The 18038-nt window shown below is 69.8% G+C and carries 21 protein-coding genes; 9 read left to right on the top strand and 12 right to left on the bottom strand.

Annotation, left to right across the window (positions count from 1 at the left end; translation table 11 throughout):
• Positions 1-55: 55 nt before the first annotated feature.
• Together V6U86_RS15565 and V6U86_RS15560 are read left to right on the top strand one after the other, a co-directional pair.
• The gene (locus tag V6U86_RS15565) at positions 56-823 is read left to right on the top strand and encodes a class I SAM-dependent methyltransferase (RefSeq protein WP_334503671.1); all 768 of its coding nucleotides are present in this window, start codon (positions 56-58) and stop codon (positions 821-823) included.
• A gap of 79 nt (positions 824-902) precedes the next feature.
• Positions 903-1250, top strand: a complete 348-nt coding sequence (locus tag V6U86_RS15560; protein ID WP_334503669.1) for a hypothetical protein — start codon at positions 903-905, stop codon at positions 1248-1250.
• A gap of 16 nt (positions 1251-1266) precedes the next feature.
• Here the strand turns inward: V6U86_RS15560 and V6U86_RS15555 are convergent, their stop codons facing one another.
• Positions 1267-1641, bottom strand: coding sequence for a VOC family protein (locus tag V6U86_RS15555; protein ID WP_334503667.1), 375 nt, complete (start codon positions 1639-1641; stop codon positions 1267-1269).
• Between the two features lie 115 nt (positions 1642-1756).
• On the opposite strand from V6U86_RS15555, the gene V6U86_RS15550 reads away from it, so the two are divergent.
• Positions 1757-2215, top strand: coding sequence for an SRPBCC domain-containing protein (locus V6U86_RS15550; RefSeq protein WP_334503665.1), 459 nt, complete (start codon positions 1757-1759; stop codon positions 2213-2215).
• Positions 2212-2562, top strand: coding sequence for an ArsR/SmtB family transcription factor (locus V6U86_RS15545; protein WP_334503663.1), 351 nt, complete (start codon positions 2212-2214; stop codon positions 2560-2562). Before V6U86_RS15550 ends, V6U86_RS15545 begins: the two co-directional genes overlap by 4 nt.
• A 145-nt stretch (positions 2563-2707) precedes the next feature.
• Here the strand turns inward: V6U86_RS15545 and V6U86_RS15540 are convergent, their stop codons facing one another.
• The 6 genes from V6U86_RS15540 to V6U86_RS15515 form a co-directional block, all read right to left on the bottom strand.
• Positions 2708-2989 carry a hypothetical protein gene (locus V6U86_RS15540; protein ID WP_334503661.1) on the bottom strand — a complete coding sequence of 94 codons (282 nt, stop codon included), beginning with the start codon at positions 2987-2989 and terminating at the stop codon, positions 2708-2710.
• 116 nt (positions 2990-3105) lie between these two features.
• On the bottom strand, positions 3106-3840 hold the full coding sequence (locus V6U86_RS15535) for a class I SAM-dependent methyltransferase (protein WP_334503659.1): 735 nt from the start codon (positions 3838-3840) through the stop codon (positions 3106-3108).
• 229 nt (positions 3841-4069) lie between these two features.
• A complete protein-coding gene (locus tag V6U86_RS15530) occupies positions 4070-4432 on the bottom strand; it encodes a PH domain-containing protein (protein WP_203147864.1) in 363 nt (120 codons plus the stop codon).
• 10 nt (positions 4433-4442) lie between these two features.
• Complete coding sequence (locus V6U86_RS15525; RefSeq protein WP_334503654.1) at positions 4443-4949, bottom strand: class I SAM-dependent methyltransferase; 507 nt, start codon at positions 4947-4949, stop codon at positions 4443-4445.
• Positions 4946-5107 (bottom strand): hypothetical protein, encoded by a 162-nt coding sequence (locus V6U86_RS15520; RefSeq protein WP_334503652.1) that lies wholly within the window; start codon positions 5105-5107, stop codon positions 4946-4948. Before V6U86_RS15520 ends, V6U86_RS15525 begins: the two co-directional genes overlap by 4 nt.
• A gap of 84 nt (positions 5108-5191) precedes the next feature.
• Complete coding sequence (locus V6U86_RS15515) at positions 5192-5500, bottom strand: 4a-hydroxytetrahydrobiopterin dehydratase (RefSeq protein WP_334503650.1); 309 nt, start codon at positions 5498-5500, stop codon at positions 5192-5194.
• A gap of 183 nt (positions 5501-5683) precedes the next feature.
• Here V6U86_RS15515 and V6U86_RS15510 point away from each other — a divergent pair, with 183 nt between their 5' ends.
• Positions 5684-6133: a (deoxy)nucleoside triphosphate pyrophosphohydrolase gene (locus V6U86_RS15510; protein ID WP_334503648.1), complete on the top strand. Its 450-nt coding sequence runs from the start codon at positions 5684-5686 to the stop codon at positions 6131-6133.
• A gap of 163 nt (positions 6134-6296) precedes the next feature.
• On the opposite strand, the gene V6U86_RS15505 is transcribed toward V6U86_RS15510, so the two are convergent.
• From V6U86_RS15505 to V6U86_RS15485, 5 genes are all read right to left on the bottom strand, one after another.
• On the bottom strand, positions 6297-7358 hold the full coding sequence (locus V6U86_RS15505) for a succinate dehydrogenase/fumarate reductase iron-sulfur subunit (protein WP_334503646.1): 1062 nt from the start codon (positions 7356-7358) through the stop codon (positions 6297-6299).
• The gene (locus V6U86_RS15500; protein ID WP_334503643.1) at positions 7355-9283 is read right to left on the bottom strand and encodes a fumarate reductase/succinate dehydrogenase flavoprotein subunit; all 1929 of its coding nucleotides are present in this window, start codon (positions 9281-9283) and stop codon (positions 7355-7357) included. The genes V6U86_RS15505 and V6U86_RS15500 overlap by 4 nt, the downstream gene beginning before the upstream one ends.
• 12 nt (positions 9284-9295) lie before the next feature.
• Entirely contained in the window at positions 9296-10102 is an 807-nt protein-coding gene (locus V6U86_RS15495) for a hypothetical protein (RefSeq protein WP_334503641.1), read from the bottom strand.
• A 244-nt stretch (positions 10103-10346) separates the two neighbouring features.
• Complete coding sequence (locus V6U86_RS15490; RefSeq protein WP_334503639.1) at positions 10347-11744, bottom strand: TldD/PmbA family protein; 1398 nt, start codon at positions 11742-11744, stop codon at positions 10347-10349.
• 244 nt (positions 11745-11988) lie between these two features.
• Complete coding sequence (locus tag V6U86_RS15485; protein ID WP_334503637.1) at positions 11989-13425, bottom strand: TldD/PmbA family protein; 1437 nt, start codon at positions 13423-13425, stop codon at positions 11989-11991.
• 398 nt (positions 13426-13823) lie between these two features.
• Between V6U86_RS15485 and V6U86_RS15480 the strand changes: the two genes are divergently transcribed.
• The 4 genes from V6U86_RS15480 to V6U86_RS15465 are packed head-to-tail and all read left to right on the top strand — an operon-like array spanning position 13824 to position 17978.
• The gene (locus V6U86_RS15480; RefSeq protein WP_334503872.1) at positions 13824-14879 is read left to right on the top strand and encodes an ABC transporter ATP-binding protein; all 1056 of its coding nucleotides are present in this window, start codon (positions 13824-13826) and stop codon (positions 14877-14879) included.
• Complete coding sequence (locus tag V6U86_RS15475; protein WP_334503635.1) at positions 14876-15976, top strand: ABC transporter ATP-binding protein; 1101 nt, start codon at positions 14876-14878, stop codon at positions 15974-15976. The genes V6U86_RS15480 and V6U86_RS15475 overlap by 4 nt, the downstream gene beginning before the upstream one ends.
• Positions 15973-16980, top strand: a complete 1008-nt coding sequence (locus V6U86_RS15470; protein WP_334503632.1) for an ABC transporter permease — start codon at positions 15973-15975, stop codon at positions 16978-16980. Before V6U86_RS15475 ends, V6U86_RS15470 begins: the two co-directional genes overlap by 4 nt.
• Before the next feature lie 11 nt (positions 16981-16991).
• Positions 16992-17978, top strand: coding sequence for an ABC transporter permease (locus tag V6U86_RS15465; protein ID WP_334503630.1), 987 nt, complete (start codon positions 16992-16994; stop codon positions 17976-17978).
• Positions 17979-18038: the final 60 nt, after the last annotated feature.

The following is an 18038-nucleotide window of genomic DNA, read 5'->3' as shown; positions in this document are numbered from 1 at the left end:
CTGCACGGTGGCCATGGTGGCAGTCGATGTCGACGAGCGGCGGTACGTTGACCGGATGACGGATCAGATGCTCCGATCGTCGTTCGGCGCGGCAGCGACCGCGTACGCCGAGCACCGCCCGGATTACGCGCAGGCCGCGGTGCGGTGGGCGCTGGAGCCCGCTCCCGGCCTACGCGTGCTCGACCTGGGCGCCGGCACCGGCAAGCTGTCCGCGACGCTGGCGGCGGTGGGCGCGGACGTCGTGGCCGTCGAACCCGACCCGGCGATGCTCGCCGAGCTGCGCCGTGCGATGCCGACCGTCCGTGCCCTGCCGGGCAGCGCCGAGGCCATCCCGCTGCCGGACGGGTCCGTCGATGCTGTGCTCGCCGGCAACGCCCTGCACTGGTTCGACATGGCCGTCGCGGGGGCGGAGATCGCCCGGGTCCTCGCGCCCGGCGGTGTCCTGGCCGGCCTGTGGAACATCATGGACGACCGGGTCGACTGGGTTGCCGGGCTCGAACGGGTCAGCGGAAGCGCGGCCATCGGCCCGCGTGACACGTTGAGCAGTTGGCGTGCGGCGACCGCGGAATTGCTTCCGAGCAACGGCCCGGTCGCCCGGTTCGGGTCTTCTGAGCAGGGCGAGTTCCCGCACGGGCAGCGGCGTACCGCCGACTCTCTGGTCGCGACGCTCGCGACGCGGGCCGGGATGCTGGTCATGCCGGACCCGGAACGGGAGGCCACGCTCGACCGGATCCGCGCCTTCCTGGGGAGCGGACCCGAAACCGCTCACGGCGAGTTCACCCTGCCGATGCTGACCGGCGTGCTGCGCGCTCGGCGGCGGTGACGGCGGCGACCCGTCGACCTGGAGGGTTGTTCGCTGGGGTTGCCGGGTGAGCCGACATCGGGCCGAGGGATTGAACGCTGTGCTGGCAGGTGCCGACGTGGCGCTGGTGGGCCTGTTCTCGGCAAAGGACAAAGAGTTTGTCAGCAAGCTCAACCTGCTGGCCAGTTTGGTGGAAGCCCACGGTGGCCAGGTCGTGAGCCGGCACGTTCAGAGGCGGGGCGTCTCGTCCGGCGGCGTAGGCAAGATGAGCGCTCCGTTCTCGCGGCGGACGTTGCTCAGCCCCGGTAGAGCCCGCGAAGTCGCCGACGACTGCCGGCAGCGCCGGGTGGGCGTCGTCGTCTTCGCGAACTCACTGACCGACCACCAGCGGGCCGTCCTCGTGGACATGTTCGGTTGTCTCGTCCTGAGTGCCGACGACCTCCAATAAATCGGGCGGTGCGGCCCTACTGCTCGGCCCAGGCGCCCAGCTCGTTGCCGCTGGGGTCGGTGAAGTGGAACCGCCGGCCGCCGGGGAACTCGTACGGACCGTTCACCACCTGGCCGCCGGCCTCCTTCACGGCCTGCACGGACCGGTCCAGGTCGGCGGAGTAGAGCAACACCAGCGGCCCGCCCGCCCGAACTTCCCGGTCCAGCCGGAGACCGCCGACCTCTGGTGCGGAGTCGCCGTGCGGGCTGCGGATGCCGGCGTACTCAGGCCCGTAGTCGTTGAACTGCCAACCGAACGCGTCGGCGTAGAAGCGCTTGGCCACGGCGAGGTCGGTCACCGTGAGCTCGATGTAGTCGATGGCGTGGTGTCGGTGCGGCGATGGCTCAGACATGGGCCGATCGTGCACCTCGGGTACGACGGAACCCGCAACACGCAACGAAAGGTTGCGCGATGGAGGAGGGCTGCCGTAGGTTTAACGCAACCAAAAGTTGCGAAAGGTTGTGAGCATGGAACAGGGAACCATCGAACGCGACATCCACGTCAACGCGTCCCCCGAGGTCGTCTTCGAGGTGGTCAGCCAGCCCGAGCACATGCGGGAGTGGTGGCCCGACGACGCACGGTTCGAGTCGGTCGCCGGGGCGCCCGGCGAGCTGGTCTGGCGCGACGCTGACACCGGCGAGACGAAGACCGTCGCGCTCGCCGTCGTCGAGGTCGACCCGCCGAAGCGGTTCTCCTTCCGGTGGTGCTTCACCGAGCCGGACCGGAGCGGGCAGGCGCTGCTCGTCACCTTCGACCTGATCCCCAACGGCGCGGGGACGCAGATCCGGATGACCGAGACCGGGTTCCGTGAGCTGGGTTGGGAGGTCGCCGTCCTGGAAGAGCAGTACCGCGACCACGAGAACGGTTGGGACCACTACATGCCTCGGCTGGGCGCGTACGTCGCGCGGCTGGTCGCGATCGCATGAGCACGGCGGTCGACGACGAGTTGTGGTCGGCGATCGGCGACCCGATTCGGCGTACGATGATCGACCTTCTTCTCTCCGACGGGCCGGGCGCCGCCACCTCGCTGAGCAGGCGGCTACCCGTCACCCGCCAGGCCGTCTCGAAGCACCTGGCGGTCCTGGACCGGGTCGGGTTGATCCACGCCGCACCAGCAGGTCGTGAGCGTCATTACCAGGTGGACGAGGCGCAGCTCGCCCGCGCGGTCGCCCAACTGTCAGCCGTCGGCGCCACCTGGGACGCCCGACTCCGTCGGATCAAGCGCATCGCCGAGACGATCGAACGCCACCGCACCAACAACGAGGGAGGCTGAAAATGGTCGACATTTTGCGCCAGATCAGCGACGGACACTGATCTCGGTGACGGCTGGGTCGCCGGAGGATCGTGGCTTCCGCCACGGAATCACGAACCCTCCGGCGACCAGGCCGACGGTCACGATCGAGCGCGGAAGGCTGGACCTACCGGTTCGGGCCGTCCTCGGCCTTTGGACGGTCCGGTCGCTCGTCCGCCTCCGGTGTGGTGGCGCCCTCAAGCAGTGCCGCCCGCAGTCTGGCGTTCTCCCGCCTGGCGCGACGGCTCGGGCCGATGAAGGCGGCGAGGCCGCAGAGGTAGCCGAGCGGCGTCAGCACCCGGCCGACCGTCTGGGCCGTGCCGTGCGTGTTTTCCCGCAGGAACAGGCCAACGGCCACCAGGCCGAGTGCCAGCGCCAGGATGGGCAGGTCCGACCGTTTGAACATCATGGGCGCCCGCTTCCGTGCGACGGAGATCGACCCCGGCCCCTCGGGCGACAGGTCGTCGTGCACACAGTGGCACATCGACGCTCACGCCCCCGGGGACCGGAGTCGATCAACCGCCGCTACTCCGCTCGGTAGACGGAGATGTGCGACGGGCTGTCGGCCTGGAACGGTCGTCGATGCCAGTCGGCGTACCGCTCGGTGAGCCGGAGCCCTGCCCGCTGCGCCATCTCGTCGATCTGGTGCGGCCAGGCGTACCGCATGGCGAACGGCTTCAGGTGCACACCGTCGCCGTCGAAGGTGATGGTCTGCCGGATGAACCGCTGCGCCGGCCGGTCGTACCTGTGCAGCCGGATCGTCGCGGAGTCCTCGGTCACGGCATGTACCTGCACCTGCTCGTGGCGGTCGAAGTCACGCGGGTCGGGTACGAACGTCTCGATGACGAACGCGCCGCCGGGCGACAGCACCCGGGCGACGTTGCGGAAACAGTCCGCCTGCCGCTCGGCGTCCACCAGGTTGAACAGGGTGTTGAAGACCAGGTACGCGAGCCGGAACTCACCGGCCACCGGTACGTCCGCCATGTCGGCGACGACCACCGGGATCCGGTCGCCACCGGGTTTCGCCCGCAGTTGCGCGAGCATCTCCTCGGACGCTTCGACACCGTGCACGGCGAGGCCGCGCTCGGCCAGCGGAAGCGCGACCCGACCGGTGCCGATCGCCAGTTCGAGAACGGGGCCGCCGTCGGCCAGGTCGGCCAGGAAGTCCACGGCGGGGGCCGGGTCGGGGTTGGTGCCGCCGTCGTCGTATCCGGCGGCCCACAGCCGGCCGAAGAGGCCGGGATCGTCGAAGACCGACATCAGCGGCCTCCGGGGTTGGGATCAGTGGCGCCCAGCAGCGCCGCAGCCAGGGGAACAGTCCTGCTCACGAAGTCTCGATTCCTCAGGTCGGATGACGGTGGGTTCGGGGGACCTCGTCGTGTTGGGCATGGTGGCTGCTCCCTTCGTACGGCTGTCGGCTCAGGACACCAGAGACGCCGTGGGCCCGGCAAGGCAATTACGCCAGCCGGGCCCACGACGGGACGTGCCGTCAGGAGATATGGTGCAGGATCACGTTGTGTACGTGGTGGCTCTTCTGCGCGCCACGGAACTCCACCTCGTAGGTGTGCGTGCCGACGTGGATGGCGATGGCGCCGGTGGAGAAGAACGAACCACCCCACGACTTGTTGCTGACCACGCTCACGCTGGTGATCTTCGAGTACGGGATGCTGGTGATCGCGAACCGCTTCCCGACGAAGGAGCGGTCCTGGATGATCACGCGGCGGTCGGTCAGCCCGATGAACCCGGTGCCGGTGCCGACGGCGTCGTAGACGGCGATGATCTGCTCGCCATCGAGGAGGCCACTCTCGATCTGCTGGACCTGCTCTTTGCGGTCGTACGCGATGTTCGCCATGCGATCCAGGCTAGAAAACCGGTGCCAACGTGCCCACCCGGGCGAGGACCACGAACTCGCCGTCACCGTGGCCGACCGGCTCGCCGTTCCAGCCCCCGTGGACGCGGTCCACGATGAACCCCGCCCTGGTCAGCGAGGTGCGCAGCTCGGCCTCGCTGCGGAAGCGCAGGCTCGCCGAGCTGAGCAGTTCTTCCCCGTCGTCGAAGTGGTAGTGGTGGGTGAAGTCGACCACTCCGTCGCGTACCCCGGTGACAGCGGTCCACGCGCGGACCTCGCCGCCGCCCGGCCTGGCGCGAGCGGCGGCCAGAGACGCGCCGGCCGGGTCGACACCGGTGACGGTGTGGCCGGCGGCGGCGAGGGCAACGGTCAGCCGGCCGGTGCCGCAGCCGAGGTCGAGCACCCGGGCGGCCGGGGTCTCGTCGACCACCGCCTGGAAGAAGTCGTCATCCGGCCCCCACCGGCACTCCGCGTCGTACACCTCGACCAGCCGGTGGTGGCGAAACTCGGCGTGTCTCATCGGGGGTTGGCGTCGGTCGCGGCGCGGACGAACTCGCGTACCCGGGTGGTGGTGTTGCTGGGCAGCCAGACCGGCCCTCGTTCGATGGGTGGCGCGTCGTGGACGGGCACGTACGCCACGTCGGGGCGCGGGTAGTAGCGCCGAGTGTGCTCGCCCACCGGCAGGACTCTACGTGCGGGACCCGGACGGCAACTCGGTGGAGCTGCGCTGGTACCCGCAGGACGCGGGGTCGGATTCGGTCGTCAGGCCTCGGTGACCGCCCGGTACGCATCCTCGATGCGGGCGGCCAACAGGACCTCGCCCTCGGTCAGGGGCTCGCCGCTGCCGTGCCCGACCCGGATCTGGGTGCTGTCCGCCCGGCGGCTGATCTCGGGTCGCAGATGCAGCGCATCCGCGACGACCTTGACCCGTTCAGTTAGTGCGGCGTGTTGGGTATCGTCGATCACGAGCGTCCGTCGGATCTGCTCGCCCTCGCGTGTCCAACCAGATAGCAAGGTCAACGCGTCGGAGAGGTAGTCGTGCTTGGCCCTGCTGTTGAACAGCGCGCGCATCACCGCACCCCCCAAGCGCCGTTGCCGGCTCGTGGCCAAATCGTCGCCATCCCGTGTCTTGTCGGTGTCCCCTAGTCTCCCGCTGCTCGGAGGGGGTGTCCACGCCCACACTTCCGTGTCTTACTGGCCTAGCGGACGGCTACGGTACCCAAACCGCCGATTGATCTGGCACCCTGGACGCCCGTGCGGACCGAACGGGCGAATGGTGGCGGGCAGGCCGAACGACGGGACCTGAAGGTGATCGTCGGCGCGGCGATCATCCGGGATGGGCGGGTGCTCGCCTGTGCGCGTTCCGCCCCACCCGAGGTAGCGGGCATGTGGGAGTTTCCGGGCGGAAAGGTCGAGCCGGGGGAGGCCGAGACCGACGCGTTGATCCGGGAGTGCGCCGAGGAGTTGGCCGTACGCGTCGAGATCGGCAACCGGGTCGGCCGCAACGTACGGATGGCGCACGGCCGCTCGGTGCTCAAGGTGTACGCGGCCCGCCTGCTCGGCGACGACCAGCCACAGGCGTTGGAGCACGAGGCGCTCCGTTGGCTCACCGCCGACGAGCTGGACTCGGTCACCTGGCTCCCCGCCGACGCCCCCATCGTGGCAGCCCTCCGCCCCCTCCTGCTCAGCTCTCGTCGATCATGAAGTTATTGCCATGACACGCCGCGCCTGATGGCATAACTTCATGATCAACGGGGGTGGCCGGGTGGCCGGGTGGCCGGGTGGCCGGGGGGCCGGGGGCGCCGGGGTGGGGGAAGTGGGACGGGGGCCGTGGCGATAGCCACGGCCCCCGTTGTTGTTCAGGTGGTCAGTGCTTGTCCTGCTCCGGGTGAGCGAAGTTGAGGTGCTCCGGAGGCAGCGGGAAGGTCACGTCGTCGCCGAACGGCGACGGCGCGGCGGCCCGGTCGAAGGTGAGCTCGGTCAGCGGCAGCTTGCCCCGATCGTCGACCGCCGGAGCGGTCGGGTGCGGCACCTCCCGGTCCCAGTTGACGCCGCTCTGCGCCTGCGTCTCGGCCCGCGAGTCGTGGGAGCCACCCGCGTGCGAGTGCACCCCACCCCGGGCCGAGCCCGGCGTCGCCGAGCCCTGACGGGCGGTGGTCACGCTGGTCTGGGGTGTCTCGCCCCGACGGAAGATCTTGCTACCAAGCCACACAAGGGGATCGTACCTGCGGTCGACGACCCGTTCCTTCATGGGGATGATCCCGTTGTCAGTGATCTTGATGTGCTCGGGGCAGACCTCGGTGCAGCACTTGGTGATGTTGCAGAAGCCGAGGCCCTGTTCGGCCTGCGCGTACTCCTTGCGGTCGGTCCGGGCGTCCAGCGGGTGCATGTCCAGCTCGGCCGCCCGAATGAAGTACCGCGGGCCGGAGAACGCCTGCTTGTTCTCGTCGTGGTCGCGGATCACGTGGCAGACCGTCTGGCACAGGAAGCACTCGATGCACTTGCGGAACTCCTGCGAGCGCTCGACGTCGACCTGCTGCATCCGGTAGTCACCCGGGGCAACATCCGCCGGAGGGGCGAACGCCGGGGTCTCCCGCGCCTTCTCGTAGTTGAACGAGACGTCGGTGACCAGGTCCCGGATGACCGGGAAGGTGCGCAGCGGGGTGACCGTGACCGTCTCGTCGTCGCCGAAGGTCGACATCCGCGTCATGCAACCCAGCCGCGGCTTGCCGTTGATCTCCATGGAGCAGGAGCCGCACTTGCCGGCCTTGCAGTTCCACCGGCAGGCCAGGTCCGGCGCGTCGGTGGCCTGCAGACGGTGGATGACGTCGAGGACGACCTCGCCCTCGTTCACCTCCACCATGTAGTCCTGGAGGTCACCGCCGGTCTCGTCGCCCCGCCAGATCCGGAACTGACGCTTCGCGCTCATCGGTTGTCCGCCTCTCCAGCGTCGGCAACGAGGGCGTCGAAGTCGGCGAGCTCCTCGTCGGTGAGGTACTTGGCCAGCTCGGCCCGGTCGAAGAGGCCGATCAGCTCCGGCCGCATCTTCGGCAGCGGCTTGCGGGTCAGCCGCACGGTGTCGCCGTCCAGCGCGCACACCAGGTTGACCTGCCGCCACTTCGGCTCCATTGCCGGGTAGTCCTCCCGGGTGTGCCCGCCGCGTGACTCCTGCCGCTCCAACGCCGCCTTCGCGGTGCACTCCGAGACCACCAGCATGTTGCGCAGGTCCAGGGCCAGGTGCCAGCCCGGGTTGTAGCGTCGGCCGCCGGCCGCGCTCACCTTGGCCACCCGCTCACGCAGCTCGGCGAGCCGCACCAGCGCATCGGCCAGCTCACCCTCCCGACGGATGATCCCCACCAGATCCCCCATGACCGCCTGGAGGTCCTGCTGAAGGGTGTACGGGCTCTCGCCGGTGTCCCGTTGCAGCGGAGCGAGGGCGGTCTCCACCGCGGCCTCGACCTCTTCCACGGCCACCTTCGGCCGGGCGGTCAGCCCGTCGGCGTAGCTGGCGGCGTGCCCGCCCGCCCGCTTGCCGAAGACCAGCAGGTCGGACAGGGAGTTGCCACCGAGGCGGTTGGAGCCGTGCATGCCGCCGGAGACCTCACCGGCGGCGAACAACCCGCGTACGTGGCCGAAGGCGGCACCCGAATCCGGGTCCACCTCGACGCCGCCCATCACGTAGTGGCAGGTCGGCCCGACCTCCATCGGCTCGGCCGTGATGTCGACGTCGGCCAGCTCCTTGAACTGGTGGTACATCGACGGCAACCGGCGGCGGATCTCGTCGGACGAGCGTCGGCTCGCGATGTCCAGGAAGACACCACCGGCGGGGGAGCCCCGGCCGGCCTTGACCTCGCTGTTGATCGCGCGGGCCACCTCGTCGCGGGGCAGCAGCTCCGGCGGACGCCGGTTGTTGTCCGGGTCGGTGTACCAGCGGTCCGCCTCCTCCTCGGTCTCCGCGTACTGCTTGCGGAAGACGTCGGGGACGTAGTCGAACATGAACCGCTTGCCGTCGGAGTTCTTCAGGACGCCGCCGTCACCGCGCACCGACTCGGTGACCAGGATGCCCTTCACCGAGGGCGGCCAGACCATGCCGGTCGGGTGGAACTGGAGGAACTCCATGTTGATCAGCGTCGCCCCGGCGCGCAGCGCCAGCGCGTGCCCGTCCCCGGTGTACTCCCAGGAGTTCGAGGTGACCTTGTAGGAGCGTCCGACGCCACCGGTGGCCAGCACGACCGCCGGGGCCTCGAAGAGGATGAACTCGCCCGACTCGCGGTAGTAGCCGAACGCGCCGGCCACCCGGTCACCGTCGAGCAGCAGCTCGGTGATCGTCGTCTCGGAGAACACCCTGATGCGGGCGTCGTACGAGCCGAACTCCCGCTGGTCCTCCTGCTGAAGCGAGACGATCTTCTGCTGGAGGGTGCGGATCAGCTCCAGGCCGGTCCGGTCGCCCACGTGCGCCAGCCGCGGGTACTCGTGGCCACCGAAGTTGCGCTGCGAGATCTTGCCGTCCTTGGTGCGGTCGAAGAGCGCACCGTACGTCTCCAGCTCCCAGATCCGCTGCGGCGACTCCTTCGCGTGCAGCTCGGCCATCCGGAAGTTGTTGAGGAACTTGCCGCCGCGCATGGTGTCGCGGAAATGCACCTGCCAGTTGTCCCGGCTGTTCACGTTGCCCATCGCGGCGGCAGCGCCACCCTCGGCCATCACCGTGTGCGCCTTGCCGAACAGCGACTTGGAGATGATCGCGGTCTTCTTGCCGGCCAACCGGGCCTCGATCGCCGCGCGCAGACCGGCGCCGCCGGCCCCGATCACGACGACGTCGTAGTGGTGTCGTTCGATACGAGTGGTTGTGGTCATGTCAGGGGCCCTTTAGTTGATGAACCGCAGGTCGGAGAACCAGCCAGCAGCGAGCGCCATGATGTAGAAGTCGGCCAGCGCCAGGGTGCCGAGGGTGATCCAGGCGAGCTGCATGTGCCGGACGTTCAAGGCCGAGACGAACGTCCAGGCCCGGTAGCGCACCGGGTGCTTGGAGAAGTGCTTGAGCCGGCCGCCGATGATGTGCCGGCAGGAGTGGCAGGAGATTGTGTACGCCCACAGCATCACCACGTTGAGCACCAGGATGATGTTGCCCAGCCCGAAGCCGAAGCCCTTCGGCGAGTGGAAGGCGAGAATCGCGTCCCACGTGTTGATCAGCGAGATGATCGCGGCGGCGTAGAAGAAGTAGCGGTGCAGGTTCTGGCCCAGCAGCGGGAAGCGGGTCTCACCGCCGTACTCCTTGTGACCGTCCGGGACCGCGCAGGCCGGCGGCGACAGCCAGAACGACCGGTAGTACGCCTTGCGGTAGTAGTAGCAGGTGAGCCGGAACAGCAGCAGGAACGGCAGGGTCAGCGCCGCGTCCGGGATGATCCACCAGCCGGGCAGGAACCTGCCGAAGTGCGAGGCTGCCTCGACGCACCGGTCGGTCACACACGGGGAGTAGAACGGGGTCAGGTAGTGGAACTCGTCGACCCAGTAGTTGTCGTGCATGAACACCCGGACCGTCGCGTACACCACCCAGGCGCTGAGCCCGATCACCGTGATCAGCGGGGCGAACCACCATCGGTCGGTACGCAACGTCTTCGCCGCGATGGCGGCGCGCGCCCGCGCCCCCCTCGGCCTCGTTGCCGTTGAAGTCATTCGAGTCGTCTCCTCGACGGGCCCGTACGGGCAGGCGGTCTCTCTCCGGTCGGCACGCGGACCGGCGAACCCGCACCCGCTGCCACGTCATGCGCACACCAACGACCACGCCGGATCGACCGACGCAGCTAAGTGACACACGTTACGCCGATCTCTGCGGGCCGTCCGCGCAAGGGACCGTCCCGTGTGTCTGGCCTGCGGAAAAGGCCTCGACACGCCGGTTCGGCACGTGTCGTCGAGAACGTCAGCCGGAGGCGCCTCCGGTGAAGTGCCAGGACGCCAGCCGCAGCGAAGGCGCCGCCCACCAGGCACCGTCCACCCGCTCCGGTTGGCGCACCGCCTGCGCGCCCAGCCCGAGCACCGCCCCCGGCCCGAGCGCCCGCGGGTACGACTCGGTGAACCGCAGGTCACGGACCGCCCGGACGACAGTGCCGTCCTTGATCAGCCAGACGCCGTTTCGGGTCAAACCGGTGACGACCAGGCTCTTCGGATCCAGCACCCGCGTGTACCACAGGTCGGTGACCAGCAGCCCCCGGCGTACGCCGGCCACCAAGGCGGCGGTGTCAGCGTCCACTACCGCTCCGGCCGCCGGGCCGGTGGTGCTCCGGCCCACCGCACTGGCCGGGCCTGCCACCGCGCCGGTCAGCCGCAGGTTGCGGGGCATCGGACCCCAGGTGGAGCCGCCCGCCACCGCGTGCCCGGTGGACTCCGAGCCAGCCTCGGCGGCGGTCCGGCGATCGTGCGCCACCGCCCTGGTGGTGCCCGCCTCAACAAGCGTCAGCGCCCGTCGGCCGGTGCCCTCCGCGTCGAACGGCAACCCGGACCCGCCCAACGGGTCGTCCACCAGGGTCACCGCCCGGTCGCACTGGGCCACGCCCGGCTCGGCGAACGACTGCCGCTCGGCGTACCGCTTGCCGTTGAATCCGTAGAAGGACAGGTTCTGTAGCAGGTCTGCCACGGCGGCCGGCTCGAACACCACCTCGTAGCGCCCCGGCGGCAATTCGACCGGGTCCGCCGCCGCCTGCGCCTTCGCGGCCGCCCGCGCGCCCAACTCGGCGCCGTCGAGGTCGGACAGCCGGTCGGCGCTGCGCCGGGCCACCCCGTCCGCGCCGTCGCGGCGGGCGATGCCGTCCATCGCCGCCTCCACCGAGCGGCCGTACGCCGAGTGCCCGGCCGAGTTGGCGAACGCCGACGAACGGTGCGCGGTGCGGCAGTAACCGGCGGTGCTGAGGCCCCCGGCGGCGGCCACGAACGCGCCCACCCGGTCGGCCCGCTGATCCGGCTCGGCGTGCGCGGTGGCCTCGTCGACGGGCGGCGCCTCCGGCGTGGGCATGGGCGGAGCCAGCCCCGGCCAGCCCGGGTCGGGTGGGCAGAGCCGCGCCGCCGTCAGGGTGCGCTCCACCAGGGCGGACAACCCATCGGCGGTGACCACGCTGCCGCCGCCAGCGGCCGTCCGACCGTCGACGTGTACCCGCAGTCGGACCCCGACTGTCGACTCGGAGACGTTCTGGTGGATGCCCGAGTTGGCGAACCGGGTCAGCGCCAGGTCCGCCCGCGTCACCACCGCCTCGGCCTGCGCGCCCGGCCCACCAAGACGCCGAACCAGATCAACAACCTGCCCCGCCAGCTCCAGTTCAGTCATGCTGAGCCACCTTTCGTTCGCGACTGCGGGGCTCGCAGACCCGGCTCACTCCTCGCGCTCACGCTGAGCCACCTTTCGTTCGCGACTGCGGGGCTCGCAAACCCGGCTCACTCCTCGCGCTCACGCTGAGCCACCTTTCGTTCGCGACTGCGGGGCTCGCAGACCCGGCTCACTCCTCGCGCTCACGCTGAGCCACCTTTCGTTCGCGACTGCGGGGCTCGCAAACCCGGCTCACTCCTCGCGCTCACGCTGAAACCCCCACGCGGACGTTCTTGAACCGCGCCGGCGCGGCCGGGTGGCCGGTGTGCCCGATCTGGCCAGGCTGGCCCTTGCCGCAGTTGGGCGTCCCCCAGGAGACCGTCTCGCTGGAGAGCATGTCCATCGAGCGCCAGAACAGTGGGCCGATCCCGGTGTAGGTGGGGTTGCGCAGCATCCGCCCCCGCCGCCCGTTCTTGATCTCCCAGCCGACCTCGCAGCCGAACTGGAAGTTGAGCCGCTTGTCGTCGATCGACCAGGACCGGTTGAGGTCCATCAGCACGCCGTCGTCGGTGGCCGCGATGATCTCCTCCAGGGTGTGCGGCCCGGGTTCCAGGCCGACGTTCGTCATCCGCACCATCGGCAGCCGGGCCCACCCGTCGGCCCGTACGCTGCCGCCGTAGTCGAGGCTGGCCATGGCGGCGGAATCCCTACCGGCCAGCACACCCACCCAGCGACCATCGCGAACCGCGTCCCGCTTGACCGCCGGGGAGCCCTCGTCGTCGAAACCGAAGCTGCCCAGCGCACCCGGGATCGTCGGGTCGATGGTGATGTTCATCAGCTCCGAGCCGTAGCGCAGCGAGCCGAGCTGGGCCAGGTCCAGCCAGGACGTGCCGGCGAACGCCGCCTCCCAGCCGAGGATCCGGTCCAGTTCGATGGCGTGGCCGACCGACTCGTGGATCTGCAGGGCCAACTGCTCGCCGCCGAGGATCAGATCCGTCTCACCGGCCGGGCAGGGCGGCGCGGTGAGCAGGGCTCGGGACTCCTCGGCGATCTGCGCGGCGTGCGCGGCCAGATCCAACGACTCGACCAACTCCCACCCGGTGGTGCCGTACTGGCCGCGGTAGCTGGGCCAGGAGCGGCGCTGCGTCTCGCCGTCGCCGATCGAGGTGGCCGAGATGCCGCCGCCGCACTCGCGGATGCGCTGGTCGATGCGGTGGCCCTCGCTGGAGACGAACCACTTCGCGGTGTCCCAGATCTGGTAGAGGCCCTCGGCCAGGTCCGCGCCGTGCTTGGTCATCGTGCGGGTCGCGTCGACCAGCAGATCGCCCTTGTCGGACAGGGGCACCCCGAGCGGGTCGATCTGGCAGCCGGAGGCCCAGCTCGCGGTGACCGCCTGGACCGGCACCAGGTCGACCGGCGGGCCGGGCACCCGGGCGCTCGCCATCGCGGTCCGGGTCGCGCGCCGGCCGGCGTCGCGGGCGGCGGCGTCCGACAGATCGGGTACGGCGTGGAAGCCCCAACTCGCCCCGACGAGCGCCCGGACTCCCAGCCCGATGCTCTCGTCCTGGGTCAGCTCCTCCACGTCACCGTTGCGCGCGGTCATCGACTCGTAGCGGCGGTGCATCACCCGGGCGTCGGCGTACCGGGCGCCCGCGTCGAGGGCTGCCTGGACGGCGGCGGTGGCGGCGTCGAACTCGGTCATGGACCGACCCTAGGCCAGCCGCCCACACCTGTCAGGGAAGCAGTTCGTCCGGCCGGATGCTGGCCCGTACCGCCTCGCAAGATCGCGCAACATCCTGGCTTTAGTGGAGTCGGCGCGACGGCGATGCCACTACTTCCTGGTTCGAGTGTGACCTTGTCGTGCTGCACGGGGCGTGGGGCACGGGCACGGAGCGCGGGAGATGAACGGGCGTGGATGGGGAGGTGACGGGGGTGCGGGGCCGATGCCGACTCGTTACGCTCGGGCCCGCTGACACGTGCCGACTTTGTAGCTTATTTTCACCCTCGGGACTTTCCTGTAAGTTCCCTTCGTCACTGAGGGAGGTGGCCGTGGACAGCTCGGAACCGTTGCCGTCCGGCGAACCGGACGACCGTCCCACCGTGCCGGCCCAGCGCCCCGACCAGGACGCCTACCTGCGGGTGCGTGACCTGCGGGTCCGGTTCGACACCGAGGACGGCGTGGTGCGCGCGGTCGACGGGGTGTCGTTCGCCGTCGAGCGGGGCCACACCCTCGGGATCGTCGGTGAGTCCGGCTCCGGCAAGAGCGTGACCTCGCTGGCCATCCTCGGCCTGCACGACCCGAAACGGACCACCATCACCGGGGAGATCTCGGTGGGTGGCCGGCAGGTGGTCGGTCTCGCAGACGATGAGGTACGCCGACTGCGCGGCCGGGACATGGCGATGATCTTCCAGGATCCACTGTCGGCGCTGCACCCGTACTACTCGGTGGGCCGGCAGATCGCCGAGGCGTACCGGGTGCACCACCCGAAGGCCAACCGGCGCGAAGCCCGCCAGCGGGCGGTCGACATGTTGGACCGGGTCGGTATTCCGCAGCCAGCGCGCCGCTTCGACCAGTACCCGCACGAGTTCTCCGGTGGCATGCGCCAGCGGGCGATGATCGCGATGTCGCTGGTCAACGACCCGGCACTGCTGATCGCCGACGAGCCGACCACCGCGCTGGACGTCACCGTCCAGGCGCAGATCCTGGACCTGCTGGCCGACCTCCAGGCCGAGTTCCACTCGGCGATCATCCTGATCACCCACGACCTCGGCGTGGTCGGCCAGGTCGCCGACGACGTGCTGGTCATGTACGGCGGGCGTGCCGTCGAGCGGGGCAGCGTCGAGCAGGTGCTCCGGGCGCCGCAGCATCCGTACACCTGGGGGTTGCTCTCCAGCGTGCCGTCGCTGCACGGCGACGCGGACGCGGACCTGGTGCCCATCCCCGGCAACCCGCCCAGCCTGATCAACCTGCCGTCCGGCTGCGCCTTCCACCCGCGCTGCCGCTACGCCGACCGGGCCGGCAGCCGCTCCCGCAGCGAGGTGCCCGAGTTGCGCCCGGCCGGAGCGGACGGCCACCTGGTGGCCTGCCACCTCAGCGCCGAGGAGCGTGCCACGTTCTACGCCGAGGACATCGCATCCGTGGGGGTGGCCCTGTGACCGACCAACCGCTGCTGCGGGTACGCGGGCTGAGCAAGCACTTCCCGGTACGCCAGGGGTTGCGCGCCACCGGTCTGGTGCGGGCGGTGGACGGGCTCGACTTCGACGTGCGCCCGGGCGAGACGCTCGGCCTGGTGGGGGAGTCGGGCTGCGGCAAGACCACCACCGGCCGGATGCTGGTGCGGCTGCTGGAGCCGACCAGCGGCAGCATCGAGTTCGACGGGCGGGACATCACCCACGCCGGCCGCCGCGAGTTGCGCCCACTGCGCCAGGAACTGCAGATCATCTTCCAGGACCCGTACGCCTCGCTGAACCCCCGGCACACCGTGGGCCGGATCGTGGCGATGCCCCTGCAGGTCAACGGGATCAAGCCGCCGGGCGGGATCAAGGCCCGGGTGCAGGAGTTGCTGGAGCTGGTCGGGCTGAACCCCGAGCACTACAACCGGTACCCGCACGAGTTCTCCGGTGGTCAGCGTCAACGCATCGGCATCGCCCGCGCGTTGGCCCTGCGCCCGAAGCTGATCGTCGCGGACGAGCCGGTGAGCGCGTTGGACGTCTCGATCCAGGCGCAGGTCGTCAACCTGCTGCGCGATCTGCAACGGGAGCTTGGCCTGGCCTTCGTCTTCATCGCGCACGACCTGGCCGTGGTCCGGCACTTCTGTCAGCGGGTCGCGGTCATGTACCTGGGCCGGATCGTGGAGATCGGCGACCGGGCGGACATCTACGAGCGCCCGCAGCACCCGTACACCCGGGCGTTGCTCTCGGCTATCCCGGACGTCACCCAGCTCGGCCCGGCGGGTCGCATCCGGCTGTCCGGTGACGTGCCCACGCCGCTGGACCCGCCGTCGGGCTGCCGGTTCCGTACCCGGTGCTGGAAGGCGCAGGACATCTGCGCCACCGAGGAGCCCGCGCTGGTCCCGCGCGACGGCGGCAACCAGGCCACCGCGTGTCACTTCCCCGAAGGGGAAGCAGAAAGCACGAGCCCCGAAGGGGAAGCTGCCAACACGAGCCCCGAAGGGGAAGCGGCCAGCACGAGCCCAGGTGGTGGGGCGTCCGCCGGGGCGACCGACGCGATCATCGAGGAGGTGTCGTCGTGAGCCTGTCCCCGGTGGAGGGCGTGGCGCTGGCCGAGATCGAGTCCGGCACCGACCCGGGCGAGCCGGCTGCGAAGGGCGTCGTCGGCCGCTCGCCCGGTCAGCTGGCCTGGCTGCGGCTGCGCCGCGACCGGACGGCGATGGTCAGCGGCGTACTCCTGGTCTTCTTCATGGTGTTGGGGTTGGCCGCCCCGCTGATCGAGATGGTCTACGGGATCGGCCCGCGCGAGCAGTTCCAGAACCTGCTGGACGGCTTCGGCATGCCCCTGGGTTACGCCGGCGGTGTCACCGGCGAGCACTGGTTCGGTCTGGAGCCGGGATTGGGCCGGGACATCTTCATCCGGCTGATCTACGGGCTGCGGACCTCGCTGTTCATCGCGTTCGCGGCGGCGCTGATCACGGCGACGATCGGGGTGGTGCTGGGTGCGCTCGCCGGCTACCTCGGCGGCTGGCTCGACGCGGTGATCAACTGGATCACCGACCTGACCCTGGCCATGCCCTTCCTCATCATCGCGCTGGCGCTCACGCCCACCATCACGCTGCGCTTTTACGGCGAGCGGGGCCAGGTGTCGTCCGCCTTCGGGGTGGGGGTGCTGATCGCCGTCTTCGCCATCTTCGGCTGGACCAGCACGGCTCGGCTGGTGCGCGGGCAGGTGATCGCGCTGCGTGAGCGGGAGTTCGTGGAGGCCGCCAAGGCCAGCGGGGCAGGGTTGGGGCACATGCTCTTTCGGCAGCTGCTACCGAACATCTGGGCGCCGATCCTGGTGTCGTTCTCCCTGGCGGTGCCGCAGTTCATCACCAGCGAGGCGGCGCTGTCGTTCATCGGCGTCGGCCTCAGCGACGAGACGCCGAGCTTCGGCCGAATGATCTACCGCAGTCTGGACTTCCTCCAGACCGACCCGGCGTACGTGTTCTTCCCGGGCATCATGATCTTCGCGCTGGTGTTCGCCTTCAACCTCTTCGGCGACGCGTTGCGGGACGCGCTCGACCCGAAGTCGTCCCGGTAGGGGTCAAAATCATGGCGCGATTTCTGCTCAAGCGACTCTTCTCCGCCACGCTGACCCTCTTCGCGGTGAGCGTGTTGACCTTCCTGATGTTCTTCGCCCTGCCGCGCGACCCGGTCAGCAGCATCTGCTCGAAGAACTGCAACCCGGAGCGGCTGGAGCGGGTTCGCGACGATCTGGGCCTGAACGACCCGCTGATCAGCCAGTATGCCGGTTACATGAAGGGCATCGTGACCGGTCGGGACCTGGGCAGCGCCCAGGGTGGCCGGTGTGACGCGCCCTGCCTGGGCTGGTCGTACGTCACCAACGAAGCCGTCTCGGACACCATCGCCCGGGTGCTGCCGGTGACGCTGAGCATCGTGATCCCGGCGGCCATCCTCTGGTTGCTGCTCGGCGTGGGGCTCGGCATGGTGTCCGCGCTGCGTCGGGGCACCTGGCTGGATCGGCTGGCGATCGGTTTCTCGTTGACCGGCGCGTCGTTGCAGCTGTACTTCGTGGGTGCGGTGCTGCTGCTGGTGTTCGTCTACAACCTGCGGCTGTTGCCGGTGCCGAGCTACACCTCGATATTCGACAACCCGGCGAAGTGGGCCAGCGGGCTGGTGCTGGCCTGGGTGGCGCTGGCCTTCCTCTTCTCGGCCATCTACGCCCGGTTGTCGCGGGCGCAGATGTTGGAGACGCTGTCGGAGGACTTCGTCCGGACCGCGCGGGCCAAGGGCCTGGCCAAACCCACCGTGTACGGGCGACACGCGCTGCGCGCGGCGATCACACCGGTGGTGACGATCGCCGGGTTGGACGTGGGCGGGGCGCTGGGCGGGACGGTGATCACCGAGACGACGTTCGGCATCCAGGGGCTGGGGCGTACGGCCGTGGACGCGGTGCGTTCAGGTGACCTGCCCACCATCATGGCCACCGTGTTGATCGCCGCGGTCTTCGTGGTGCTGGCGAACGTGCTGGTGGACCTGCTCTACGCGACCATCGACCCCCGGGTGCGGTTGCGTTGAGCCGTCGGTGACCAGGGCACGGTGCTGGCAAAATTTATCGACAACTGTTACATAAATCGT

It is taken from the genome of Micromonospora sp. CPCC 205558, from assembly GCF_036902955.1.
Classification (GTDB): Bacteria; Actinomycetota; Actinomycetes; order Mycobacteriales; family Micromonosporaceae; genus Micromonospora.
This window is presented reverse-complemented; position numbering and strand designations above follow the sequence as displayed.

Excerpts from the sequence above, each read along its gene's own strand:
- V6U86_RS15565 (WP_334503671.1), top strand. The coding sequence starts at position 56 with ATGACGGATCAGATGCTCCGATCGTCGTTCGGCGCGGCAGCGACCGCG.
- V6U86_RS15555 (WP_334503667.1), bottom strand. The coding sequence starts at position 1,641 with ATGTCTGAGCCATCGCCGCACCGACACCACGCCATCGACTACATCGAG.
- V6U86_RS15550 (WP_334503665.1), top strand. The coding sequence starts at position 1,757 with ATGGAACAGGGAACCATCGAACGCGACATCCACGTCAACGCGTCCCCC.
- V6U86_RS15545 (WP_334503663.1), top strand. The coding sequence starts at position 2,212 with ATGAGCACGGCGGTCGACGACGAGTTGTGGTCGGCGATCGGCGACCCG.
- V6U86_RS15540 (WP_334503661.1), bottom strand. The coding sequence starts at position 2,989 with ATGATGTTCAAACGGTCGGACCTGCCCATCCTGGCGCTGGCACTCGGC.
- V6U86_RS15535 (WP_334503659.1), bottom strand. The coding sequence starts at position 3,840 with ATGTCGGTCTTCGACGATCCCGGCCTCTTCGGCCGGCTGTGGGCCGCC.
- V6U86_RS15530 (WP_203147864.1), bottom strand. The coding sequence starts at position 4,432 with ATGGCGAACATCGCGTACGACCGCAAAGAGCAGGTCCAGCAGATCGAG.
- V6U86_RS15525 (WP_334503654.1), bottom strand. The coding sequence starts at position 4,949 with ATGAGACACGCCGAGTTTCGCCACCACCGGCTGGTCGAGGTGTACGAC.
- V6U86_RS15515 (WP_334503650.1), bottom strand. The coding sequence starts at position 5,500 with ATGCGCGCGCTGTTCAACAGCAGGGCCAAGCACGACTACCTCTCCGAC.
- V6U86_RS15505 (WP_334503646.1), bottom strand. The coding sequence starts at position 7,358 with ATGAGCGCGAAGCGTCAGTTCCGGATCTGGCGGGGCGACGAGACCGGC.
- V6U86_RS15500 (WP_334503643.1), bottom strand. The coding sequence starts at position 9,283 with ATGACCACAACCACTCGTATCGAACGACACCACTACGACGTCGTCGTG.
- V6U86_RS15495 (WP_334503641.1), bottom strand. The coding sequence starts at position 10,102 with ATGACTTCAACGGCAACGAGGCCGAGGGGGGCGCGGGCGCGCGCCGCC.
- V6U86_RS15490 (WP_334503639.1), bottom strand. The coding sequence starts at position 11,744 with ATGACTGAACTGGAGCTGGCGGGGCAGGTTGTTGATCTGGTTCGGCGT.
- V6U86_RS15485 (WP_334503637.1), bottom strand. The coding sequence starts at position 13,425 with ATGACCGAGTTCGACGCCGCCACCGCCGCCGTCCAGGCAGCCCTCGAC.
- V6U86_RS15465 (WP_334503630.1), top strand. The coding sequence starts at position 16,992 with ATGGCGCGATTTCTGCTCAAGCGACTCTTCTCCGCCACGCTGACCCTC.